General features: G+C 44.3%; 14 protein-coding genes and 3 pseudogenes. 11 read left to right on the top strand and 6 right to left on the bottom strand.

All coding sequences use genetic code 11. From position 1 onward, the window contains the following. The first annotated feature begins 253 nt into the window (after positions 1-253). The 4 genes from R1Y93_RS04985 to R1Y93_RS04970 all read left to right on the top strand — a co-directional run bounded on the left by R1Y93_RS04985 (position 254) and on the right by R1Y93_RS04970 (position 2,381). Positions 254-1,108: a C40 family peptidase gene (locus R1Y93_RS04985; protein ID WP_500821874.1), complete on the top strand. Its 855-nt coding sequence runs from the start codon at positions 254-256 to the stop codon at positions 1,106-1,108. A gap of 23 nt (positions 1,109-1,131) precedes the next feature. Further along, positions 1,132-1,779: a hypothetical protein gene (locus tag R1Y93_RS04980; protein WP_500821873.1), complete on the top strand. Its 648-nt coding sequence runs from the start codon at positions 1,132-1,134 to the stop codon at positions 1,777-1,779. Positions 1,780-1,836: 57 nt separating this feature from the next. Beyond that, a complete protein-coding gene (locus R1Y93_RS04975) occupies positions 1,837-2,022 on the top strand; it encodes a hypothetical protein (RefSeq protein WP_500821871.1) in 186 nt (61 codons plus the stop codon). Positions 2,023-2,099: 77 nt separating this feature from the next. Then, entirely contained in the window at positions 2,100-2,381 is a 282-nt protein-coding gene (locus R1Y93_RS04970) for a hypothetical protein (RefSeq protein WP_500821870.1), read from the top strand. Positions 2,382-2,495: 114 nt separating this feature from the next. Here R1Y93_RS04970 and R1Y93_RS04965 read toward each other — a convergent pair whose 3' ends face one another. The 6 genes and pseudogenes from R1Y93_RS04965 to R1Y93_RS04940 form a co-directional block, all read right to left on the bottom strand. Then, positions 2,496-2,777 (bottom strand): hypothetical protein, encoded by a 282-nt coding sequence (locus tag R1Y93_RS04965; protein WP_500821868.1) that lies wholly within the window; start codon positions 2,775-2,777, stop codon positions 2,496-2,498. Next, positions 2,774-3,127: a stage V sporulation protein AA gene (locus R1Y93_RS04960; protein WP_500821867.1), complete on the bottom strand. Its 354-nt coding sequence runs from the start codon at positions 3,125-3,127 to the stop codon at positions 2,774-2,776. Before R1Y93_RS04960 ends, R1Y93_RS04965 begins: the two co-directional genes overlap by 4 nt. Positions 3,128-3,158: 31 nt before the next feature. After that, positions 3,159-3,515: a SpoVA/SpoVAEb family sporulation membrane protein gene (locus R1Y93_RS04955; protein ID WP_500821865.1), complete on the bottom strand. Its 357-nt coding sequence runs from the start codon at positions 3,513-3,515 to the stop codon at positions 3,159-3,161. Positions 3,516-3,554: 39 nt separating this feature from the next. Beyond that, positions 3,555-4,618 (bottom strand): annotated as a pseudogene (locus R1Y93_RS04950) (stage V sporulation protein AD). A gap of 12 nt (positions 4,619-4,630) precedes the next feature. Continuing rightward, positions 4,631-5,101, bottom strand: coding sequence for a SpoVA/SpoVAEb family sporulation membrane protein (locus tag R1Y93_RS04945; protein WP_500821864.1), 471 nt, complete (start codon positions 5,099-5,101; stop codon positions 4,631-4,633). A 68-nt stretch (positions 5,102-5,169) separates the two neighbouring features. Then, positions 5,170-5,589, bottom strand: coding sequence for a stage V sporulation protein AB (locus R1Y93_RS04940; protein WP_500821863.1), 420 nt, complete (start codon positions 5,587-5,589; stop codon positions 5,170-5,172). Positions 5,590-5,779: 190 nt separating this feature from the next. Here R1Y93_RS04940 and murB point away from each other — a divergent pair, with 190 nt between their 5' ends. The 7 genes and pseudogenes from murB to rplC form a co-directional block, all read left to right on the top strand. Beyond that, on the top strand, positions 5,780-6,691 hold the full coding sequence (gene murB, locus R1Y93_RS04935) for a UDP-N-acetylmuramate dehydrogenase (protein WP_500821861.1): 912 nt from the start codon (positions 5,780-5,782) through the stop codon (positions 6,689-6,691). 13 nt (positions 6,692-6,704) lie between these two features. Next, positions 6,705-7,581: pseudogene (rapZ, locus tag R1Y93_RS04930) on the top strand (RNase adapter RapZ). Positions 7,582-7,595: 14 nt separating this feature from the next. Further along, positions 7,596-8,555, top strand: coding sequence for a DNA-binding protein WhiA (gene whiA, locus R1Y93_RS04925; protein ID WP_500821860.1), 960 nt, complete (start codon positions 7,596-7,598; stop codon positions 8,553-8,555). Continuing rightward, complete coding sequence (locus R1Y93_RS04920; RefSeq protein ID WP_173726985.1) at positions 8,552-8,806, top strand: HPr family phosphocarrier protein; 255 nt, start codon at positions 8,552-8,554, stop codon at positions 8,804-8,806. Before whiA ends, R1Y93_RS04920 begins: the two co-directional genes overlap by 4 nt. 50 nt (positions 8,807-8,856) lie before the next feature. Further along, positions 8,857-9,936, top strand: a complete 1,080-nt coding sequence (locus R1Y93_RS04915) for a hypothetical protein (protein ID WP_500821858.1) — start codon at positions 8,857-8,859, stop codon at positions 9,934-9,936. Positions 9,937-10,396: 460 nt separating this feature from the next. Beyond that, positions 10,397-10,714, top strand: coding sequence for a 30S ribosomal protein S10 (rpsJ, locus tag R1Y93_RS04910; RefSeq protein ID WP_158421024.1), 318 nt, complete (start codon positions 10,397-10,399; stop codon positions 10,712-10,714). A gap of 95 nt (positions 10,715-10,809) precedes the next feature. Continuing rightward, positions 10,810-10,884, top strand: a pseudogene (gene rplC, locus R1Y93_RS04905) (50S ribosomal protein L3); the annotation flags it as partial.

The raw sequence follows: 10,884 nt of genomic DNA, 5'->3' as shown, positions 1-10,884 counted from the left end.
CGGGCTGTAACTTGTATGCGTTTCGGCTCTTTTTTATGTTGCACTGACTTTTTCCTGTACTGAGTAACTCCTTTTCACAGATTATGGACGTCTTTTTCAGGATCGTTCTTGTGTTTAAATGCGGGATTCTGTATAATAAATACATCTGTACGTTCTCATCCGAACTACAGAAAAAAAGGGTATAAGCTGAAGTTTACTTACAATGGATTTCACTTACCATAGAAATAGAAAAGGAAAGAGAGGATATTGCAACATGACAGAAAGAGTAACAAAGCGGGGGATCAGGAATTTCATTCTGATCTGTATCCTGACGACGCTGGCAGGAACCTTTATTCCAGTAAAGGTATCAGCAGCCACAACCTATTCAAGAACCATGAATTCCTACATTGTAAAGGGAAAGCAGGGCAGGATCGTACTGGCATATAATCCGTCACAGACAGGAGTTCCGGTATATGCACGTACATCTCCAAAGTCCCAGCAGTATGGGGTATTGGGATTCGGAGATGCTGTAGTTGTAAATACAAAAAAACTGAAAATGAACAAGAAATATGCATGGCTTCCTGTATATATGGATAATCTTAAGGATGCTAAAGGCAGGAAGGCAACAGCATATGTGCGAATGGGACAGCTTAAGCTTCTGTCCCTGAATGCAAAGAAGTACTCAAATAACCGTATTATCGATAAAGCTATCAAAACAGGTATGAAATACCTTGGCACACCTTTTGTACTTGGAGGACTGTCCATGACGGATGGCATCGACTGTTCCGGATTTGTTGGGAAATGCTTCCAGATGGCAGGAAGGAATCTTGCAAGCTGGTATCATACCATTACACTGGAGGGGGTATCCAGACAGATCTTCTGGCATAATACGAATACACCTCTTACTAAGGAAGAACTAAATAAGATGAAAGTAGGCGATCTTCTCTTTTATCTGGATAAGGATACAAGCGGTGCCATTGGCCATGTAGGAATCTACATTGGAAAGGGTATGATGCTGAATGCTTCCGGTCATTATGGATATGTATATCCTACAGGCGGTGTATGCATTAAGAGAGTACAGTATGGACACCGCTATATGGTTCTTTGCAAAAGGATCATTGGCTTCTGAGCCGGTTAAGAGGGGAAAGAGTAATGAATAAGAAAAAAAAGATCAGCACTTGGTATCAGGCGGCTTTTATTATTGGCCTGGCGCTTCTGATGCTTTTGGGAACAGCGAAGGTCAGGGCAGCTTCTTTTACGGAGATTACAGATTCCGCCTGTCTTCATGCCTATCCGCTGTCAAAGAAAGCTTTTCCAATTTACAGTGACCATGAAATGACAAGCGTGGCAGGAAAGGGCACTTATAAAGAATACAAGATTGTCAAGCTTTTTGGAAATACCATGCAGCTGGTTTATAAGGCAGAAGATGGAACCAGAAAAAAGGGATATGTATCTGCCGGCTGTTTTCTGCCGCAGCCATCCGGTAAAAGAGAAGGCATGTACGTAGGGTCTTCCGGCGGTATAGATATTTATAAGGTTCCAATGAACAGCAGCTCCCAGCGGTTTATTCATGCAGCCCAGGCTGACTGTGGTCTTAAGGTTGGGGAAAAGGGGCAGTGGACCCAGGTGATGATCCAGAAAAAAAGACAGTATTATCTGGGATGGATCCCTACATCCAGATTTAAAAGCAGCATGTTCCATTTTGCAGTGCGTACAGGGCAGATTCTGGCAGACGGCAGATATACGTTATATCCTGTTTTGGCTGGTACGGATACACTGAAGAAACCACCTATGATGTGAAGTATATCGGAAGTGGTCTTTATACCCTTTAAGAATGTGAAAAAAGGATATCTTCAGGTGGATAACAGCAGACAGGTACGCATTCAGAAAAAAGGCGATTTCTATTATCTACTGACTGGCAGCCGTAAGCTGGCACTGAATGCAAAAGGGGAGCCGGAAGAGGCTGTGCAAGATCAGACCCAGGCATGGACTTTTCTGGAAAGCATCTACCCGCACTGCTACGGTTGTATATTCCCAATATGATCCGGAATATGGAAAAACCGTTTACAAAGACGGATATATAGGCCCAAGGACCATATCTACTTCCGGATGCAGGCGTGATGGCTCTTGTGAATGCTATTTATGCACTAAATGGTTCTTATATTCCTCCTGAGAGGCTGGCACGTTTTTCTGCTGCCAGAGGACACTATTTTTACAATGCGGGCACAGCAGATACCCTGTATCCGGATGTGGCTGAGAAATGGGGAAAGAAGTATCGCTTTAAGTATGACGGCCTGACAGGATCTTTTGCAGAATTACAGAAACATTTAAGAAAAGGCGGTACAGCTGTTGCGCTTGTACCGTGGCCATTATCTGGCAATTGCAAAGTATCGGAGTTCTGATGGGAAGTATCTGATTTTAGATTCCGCAGTAGGGGGCAGAAGGCCTACTTCTATCAATGGAGACTGGATGAGTATGGGGCAGCTTCAATCAGGGGCACTGTTCTGCCAGCATTTTCATTTATTCTCTGCTGTAAAGGCGTCAAAGAACCGTTCCTGATCCTCTATAATGGTTGTATTTACATCATTTTCATAAAGCCGCATTTGCACCTGCATGGGAGTAGGATCATCTGTCAGCTTGATATGACCGAAGTGATTGAAGAAAAATAATACTCCAAGACCTATGCCTACGGAATAAGAGATGGCAAGTACAGGAAAGGAACTGCCATCCTGGCCTGCCACCTGTGTGGTGATCTGCCGGAAAAGTGCAGGTACATCCACATCATTGTTAAAGGTCATAATGGAGAAGGCGGCACCGAAAAGGAAGCCAGGCAGACAAAGATCACTTTACACCAGCACCATGCAGAAGAGGCATTGGATTTCGTTTGGTAAGTAATGATAAAAGAAGGTTCTCCGATATGAGTGATCTCCAGATCTGGTTCCTTCTTCTGGATTTCGTGGATCAGATCCATGACGGACAGTATATATCGTCCAGGACGTTTGGGATCCAGGTTAGCTACAGGCAGTACGCGAAGTCTGTTTAAAATTTTAGAATTGCTGCAGGACAGCTTAACAATATCCTGCAGGTAAACATGGGGGTGATGCACCTCCATGTTTTCGTCTGTCTGGATATAAAGGATGTCGCTCATGTTTTGTCCTCCATGGTTTTTGAATGTTTATTTACTCTTTCATTTTTGGCTTAAAGATCAGACTGGCAATATAGGAAAAGATCAAGGCAGCTGAAACGCCTGCAGCACAGGCTGTAAAGCCTCCCATAAAAAGTCCAAGCACGCCATTTTTATTGATAGCGTCTTTCATTCCTATCCATAATGTATTTCCGAATCCAAGAAGGGGGACTGCGACTCCGGCTCCCGCATAATCCAGCAGGGGCTGATAAAGTCCAAGTGCGCCAAGAAGTGAACCGGTACACACAAGAAGCACCATCACTCTTCCAGGCATCAGTTTTGTTTTATCTAGTAGGATCTGGACCAGGGCGCAGATCCGACCACCCACCCAGAACGCATTCAGGTAATCCATAATAACCTCCATCTATGTTTTTTCTTCAGATTTTTTGTATTACAAAGAAACATGCTCCAATACAACTCCATGGGCAATGCCTGGAATGGAATCGCCTTCATTAAAAGTGGTTTTGGAAAGAAGAGCGCCGGTAGGAACAAAAAGAACTTTTTTCCATGCACCGGAAAGAAGCTTTGGCAGGATATAGGCTGCAAGAACAGTTGCAGCACAGCCACAGCCGCTGCCACCGGAATGTGTATCCTGGGACGGATTATCAAAGATCAGAAGGCCGCAGTCCTGATGACGGCTTTGGATATCAATGTTCTCTTTTAAGAGAAGATCCAGCAAAATATGCTGTCCCACAACTCCCAGATCCCCGGTGATGATCTGGTCATAGTCGGATGGTTTTCTGTGAAAGTCCAGCAGATTCTGGTGGATGGTATGACAGGCAGCTGGAGCCATACAGGCTCCCCATATTCATGGAATCTTTAAAGCCATAATCCACCAGGGTTCCTGTGGTGATCCCTGTGATCTGTATACAGCTTTTTCCTGTACGAAGAGGAGAAGGCATGTCAGCACTTTTTTCAGCTGGAGGAGCTGAAGATAGAATGCAGGCGCCGCTTCCTGTAACTGTCCAGGTGGCAGATAAAGGTCTTTGATTGCCATAGCCTAAAGGAAAACGAAATTCCTTTTCTGCACTGGCAAAATGGCTGGAGGTGGCACAGAGAACATGGTCTCCATAACCGGCTGCTACAGCCATGGAGCCAAGGGAAAGAGATTCCACCCATGGTAGAGCAGGCACCGAAAAGTCCGTAAAAGGGAATGCCCATATCGGCAATTCCGAAGGAAGAGGCAGTAGTCTGGGCAAGAAGATCGCCTGCGAAAACCATCCGCAGATCTTGCGGGCTAAGACCAGCCTTTTGGATAGCAAGAAAGGCGGCCTGTTTCTGCATGGTACTTTCTGCAGCTTCCCAGGTATCCATTCCAAACATTGGGTCTTCCCATACCTGATCAAAGCAGGAACCAAGTGGACCTTCTCCTTCTTTTTTTCCTGCAACAGATGCACAGCTCTGGATAAATACAGGTCTGTGAAAGGATATGCTTGCTTTGCCAGTCTGTTTGATTTTCCGTTATATTCATGACGCTACTCCTATCATTTTTAAAATGTAATAGATAATGCCAAGACACCAGGAACTTAAAATGCCATAAAGGATCACAGGCCCTGCAATGGTGAAAATTTTGCAGCCAATACCAAAGACCTGGCCTTCTGCTTTATATTCAATAGCAGGAGCTGCTACGGAATTTGCAAATCCGGTGATGGGAACCAGGCTTCCTGCACCTCCGAATTTCCCGATTTTAGGATAAATATTTAACCCGGTAAGCAATACACTGATGAAAACCAGGGTAACAGAACACCAGATCCTGGCCTTATCCAGATCACTGCCCATCCAGAGGAACAGATTTGTAATCCCCTGCCCGGCCATACAGATCAGACCTCCGGTAAGAAAGGCTTTTGCCATGTTTATGCCAAGATCATGGGATGGAGTGATTTCTTTTACGTACTTCTCATATTCTTTTTGTTCAGTCTGCTTGTTCACATTATCCATAACAACCTCCTGCTGCAGATGATTTATGATGTAAGGAGACACAGATCTTAAGATGTAAGCTCTTATGATCAGGGAAACCATTCTTTGTAATAGTAGAATAAAGATCCTAAGGTTTTTCCCAGGGCGATGGCAAGGATCACTTTTGGCAGACCTTCTGAAAATCTGGCCCGTCTTGCAAAGATAGGGAAAATGTCTGCCACTTCTGCCAGTGCCATGATCCAGCCTCCAAGGAAAAGCCCTGAGAAAAGGCCATAGAGAACGAGAAAGAGCAATCCGCCAGGAATCTGCCATTTCCAAAGGAAAAAAAGATTTCCCAGAACAGTTCCAAGAAGAATGGAATCTTCATATAATAAGATGTGTTTTCCTGTATGGGTGATCCCTGCATATCTGGGAACAATGGAAAGGCCGATGAGAAGGCCCACTTCTCCGCCGGCAATCATAATGCCTGCGGAAAAACCAATCATAATAAGTAATAACTGATTCCACATATAAGCTCCTTCCTTAAGCGTATCTTAAGGTCATTTACCCGCCCTTGTACAAGCATAAGTGGAGCAGACCTTTTGACACTGTAATCATAGTATTTGGAAAAAAGAAAAAAATATGTGTTATCCTGTACTTTTTTTTCATCAGATGGTAAAATAGACAGCGTACTTGAATAGAAAGATAGAGGATTTTTTTGTGAAACAGAGATTAATAGAAGAATTAACAGAACTGCTGGGAAATGACAGGGTGCTTACAAACGAGCCTATGAGCCGCCATACAACATTCCGGATCGGAGGACCGGCAGATCTTTTTCTCCTTCCTAATACAGTAGAAGAAATAACGAAGATCCGCGAGATATGTATCCAGGAGCAAGAACCATATTTTATTCTGGGCAACGGAAGTAATCTGCTTGTAAGCGACAGCGGGTTCCATGGCGTGATCATTCAGACATACAGGAATCTGGCACAGATCCAGGTGGAGGGAGAATGCATCCGTGCACAGGCAGGAGCACTTCTTTCTGGGATCGCCCAGGCAGCCAAAGCTGCTTCTCTTACAGGTTTTGAATTTGCTGCAGGTATTCCGGGTACATTAGGCGGGGCTGTGGTGATGAATGCAGGGGCCTATGGAGGCGAAATGAAAGATGTACTAAAAGAAGCCACTGTACTGGATAGTGAAGGACAGATCCGTCGGATCCCTGCCGGGAAGCTGGCAATGGGATATAGAACCAGTGTGATCAAAGAGGCTGGATATATGGTGCTTGAAGCAGTGATTTCCCTGAAAAAAGGGGATCCAGATCAGATCAGGGAAACAATGAAGGATCTGACACAGAGAAGGATCAGCAAACAACCGCTGGAATATCCAAGTGCGGGCAGCACTTTTAAGCGTCCGGAAGGATATTTTGCAGGCAAGCTGATCATGGACAGTGGTCTTCGGGGGTACACCCATGGAGGGGCGCAGGTTTCAGAAAAGCACTGTGGCTTTGTGATCAATGCAGGGGGTGCTACAGCCAGGGATGTATGTGAGCTGATGGAACATGTGCAGAGAACAGTTTACGAGAAATACAATGTAAAGCTTGAACCGGAAGTGAAATTTCTGGGAGACTTTTAACAGGAGATAAAAAATGCGATTTGTGATTGTGACAGGAGTATCCGGCGCAGGGAAAACAGCAGCTTTAAAAATGCTGGAGGATGCAAGATATTTCTGCGTGGATAATCTGCCCATCCCGCTTCTTGAGAAGTTTGTATCACTGATGCCGGAGATCCACGGAGAGGATGTACAGAATGTGGCTCTTGGTATTGATGCAAGAAGCGGATCTATGGGAGAATTGGAACTGATCCTGGATAAGATGCAGGAAGCAGGTTATCAGTTTGAAATACTTTTTATGGATGCAGAGGATTCTGTTCTTGTGAAACGATACAAAGAAACAAGAAGGAGCCATCCGCTGGCAATGTACGGACGGATCGATGAAGGGATCCGTCTGGAAAGGAAGAAAATGGAGTTCTTGCGCAGAAAGGCTGATTATATTATCGATACCAGCCACCTGCTTACCAGGGAATTGCGTCAGGAAATAGATAAGATATTTGTGGACAATGAAGAATTCAAGAATATGATGATCTCTGTCCTGTCCTTTGGATTCAAATACGGGATCCCGGCAGATGCTGATCTGGTATTTGATGTCCGCTTTCTTCCCAACCCTTATTATGTAGATGAACTTCGGCCTATGACAGGACTTGATGACAGTGTATTCAATTATGTAATGGACAATGAGACTGCCAAAAGGTTTATGGGAAAGCTGGAGGATATGGTGAATTTCCTGATTCCCAGATTATGTGCAGGAGGGAAAGACAAGCCTGGTGATCGCCATAGGATGTACAGGCGGCAAGCATCGTTCTGTTACCATTGCAAGGGAATTATACAGCAGGCTGATCAAGAATAATGAGTACGGTTTTCGCCTGGAACACAGGGACGTGGAGAAGGACCGGCTTCTTAAAAAATAAAAAGGAGTGGGAAGATGTCTTTTTCAGGGATGGTGAAAGAAGAACTTTCCAAGCGTACAGGAGCATCCAGACACTGCCAGATCGCAGAGCTGGCTGCGATGTATCTGTTATGCGGCAAACTGAAGCGTACCCAGGGTCAGGAACTGGTTTTATGGGTGCAGACGGAAAATCAGTGGGTTGCAAGAAAGTGCTTTACAATTTTGCAAAAAACATTTAATATAGAAACAGATATTACCGTTCATGAGAGCGCACATCTTAAGAGATGCAGAGTTTATCATGTGACCACACGGGAGACAGAACAGGCTCTGGAAATTCTTGAGGCTGTGAAGCTTGTTGTGAAGGGAAGCACCGATGGTACGCTTAAGCTTGGTAATGCAGTGATCCTTCAGAGGAACTGCTGTAAGCGTGCGTTTATACGAGGAGCTTTTCTTGCATCAGGTTCCATCAGCGATCCACAGAAAGGATATCATTTCGAGATTGTCTGTCCTGATGAAGAAAAAGCGCAACAGTTGCAGGAGATCATCCGCAGTTTTCATATTGATGCGAAGATTGTTTTACGTAAGAAATCATATGTGGTCTATGTGAAAGAAGGTGCACAGATTGTTGATATACTGGCCGTTATGGAGGCGAATGTGGCACTGATGGATCTGGAGAATATCCGTATCCTGAAAGAAATGCGTAATTCAGTCAACCGTAAGGTGAATTGTGAGACTGCGAATATTAACAAAACGGTAAATGCAGCAGTGAAGCAGGTGGAGGATATACGACTGATCGAAAGAAAGGCCGGGTTTGAAAGCCTGAGTGAAGGCCTGGAGGAGATCGCCAGACTGCGGCTGCAGTATCCGGAGGCTACACTAAAAGAATTAGGAATGATGTTGAACCCTCAGGTGGGAAAGTCAGGTGTAAATCACAGATTGAGAAAGCTTTCAATGATTGCGGAGGAACTGAGGGGGGACGAGGAGGAATTATTATGATCAAAAAACCAATCACCATTAATCTGTCTACTGGTCTGGAGGCACGTCCGGTTGCTCAGCTTGTGCAGGTAGCAAGTCAGTTCAACAGTGAGATTCATGTAGAGATCGGCAAGAAAAAAGTGAATGCCAAAAGTATTATGGGTATGATGACACTGGGATTGGATACAGGCGAGGAGATCACCCTTTATGTAAATGGTGAGGATGAAGAAGCTGCGATGGACAGCATTGAGAAATATCTGAGCAATCAGTAAGATACAGTGCTTTGCATGTTAAAGCCATATGAAAGAGAGGAATGTTTAAAATGTCAAAGGTACTGAAGTTTATTGTACATTTTGTGGTGATCTGCACCATATTAAGTATACTTGCACTGGCATTGCCTCCGTTTTTCGGAGTAACTACAGAGATTCGGGATCATGCAGACCAGGAATCCAATCTTCCTATGGGTTCGGTTACATATGCGATCCCTGTGAAATCATCTGAGATGACAGTGGGAGACAGAATCCTTGCACAGAAAGATGATAATGCATGGCGTTATGATGTTGCCAGCGTTGACCTTGCCAGCGGCACAGGCACAGCAGTGAATCCGGATGCCCTGGAAGAGTCCCCTGTGAATCTTTCCATTGGCGAATATATGCCCAAGGTTGTAGTGACAATTCCGCTGATCGGTTATCTTATGGTGGCCACACAGAGCATTGAAGGACTGATCATCCTGGCACTTGCAGTATTTTTCCTGATCATCCTGTACGTGATCGCAGAGCTTTGGAAAAAGGATCCAAAGGAAGAAGATCTTCCGGAGGATACTGAGCCGGGATATGTGAAATCCAAAAAGGAACTGAAGCTGGAAGAAAAGAAAAAAGAACGTCTCTTGAGAGAAGAAGAGCGTGAGATCAAAGCAGAAAGCAAAAAGAACAAGAAGAAACCGAAGCGTACAGTACGTACAGGCGGTTTTGTTGATGAGATCGAAGAGGACGATCCGGACGAGGAAGAAGATGAACGCCCGGAGAAAGCAGTCCAGACGGCTACCAGCGAAGCTCATGAAGTCCTGAAAAAGGAGATTGCAGCCGCTACTGCAGAAGATGATTATCAGCAGCCAGCACGCAAAAAAAAACAGCAGCTGGACGAGACAAGGAAAGTGGTAACACACAAAAAAAAAGCCCAAATCCCCGATACCTTGGAGGAATCGGTGAAAGAAGAGATTCCTGAAAAACCGGTCAAGCTAAAAAGAATGGCTATTCCCAGAATGACAGCTGCACAGCTTGCTGACAAAGCAAAGGCAGAAGGGGATTCGCCAGAGATCGTAAGAGATGATATCACAAAGGTGACACTTCTTGATTATTCCGATATCTTTGCAGAAGAAGAGGATGAAGACGAGGAAGAATGATCCTTTGCCTTGCATAAGAGGATAGTAAAACGCCTGGGAAGTACAAAAGTATTTCCGCAGGCGTTTATTATGCAATAGGAAATTACTTCATGTAATAGAAAATTACTTCGTAATGTCCCGATTACATAATTGATTTAATAAGAAACAACTACGTAAGATGCTGATTGATTGTTCTCGAAAAAATACAATTTTTTTTAAAAAAACCTTGCAATTAGAAATGAGATTGTGTATACTATTACTTGCTGTGACATGATAGCTATGAAGCGCGAGGTTGCTGCCTGATGGCAGGTTTTCCGTGGAGCGAATGTCAAGTTAGGAAACTGACGACAAGTCACTGTACAAGTTCAGAAGACCATCTAGGGATGGGCGTGTGGGAAGATGTCTTAGGACACACACGGAGATGTGTACAGTCGCCGCTTGTCGTACTGATTGTGAGTACGAATAGGAGGAGACTTTTTTTATGGCAAATCAGGTAATGAGAATCACATTAAAAGCTTATGATCATCAGTTAGTAGATGCATCTGCAGCTAAAATCATCGACACTGTAAAGAAGAATGGAGCAACAGTAAGCGGACCGGTACCGCTTCCTACTAAGAAGGAAGTTGTTACAATCCTGCGCGCTGTTCACAAATATAAAGACTCCAGAGAGCAGTTTGAGCAGAGAACACATAAGAGACTGATCGATATCGTGGCACCTACCCAGAAGACAGTAGACGCACTGTCCAGACTGGAGATGCCGGCAGGCGTTCACATCGACATCAAGATGAAAACAAAATAATTGAACGCATTGCTTTCCTAATGTAAATGCATGAGCATTTAGCTATTTATTATATGATTATCCATCCGGGTAATCCGCTATAGGAGGAAGAAAGAATGAAGAAAGCTATTTTAGCTACAAAAGTTGGAATGACGCAGATCTTCAATGATGAAGGAATGCTGATTCCTGTA

This window comes from Blautia sp. HA3515, assembly GCF_059933065.1.
This window is presented reverse-complemented; position numbering and strand designations above follow the sequence as displayed.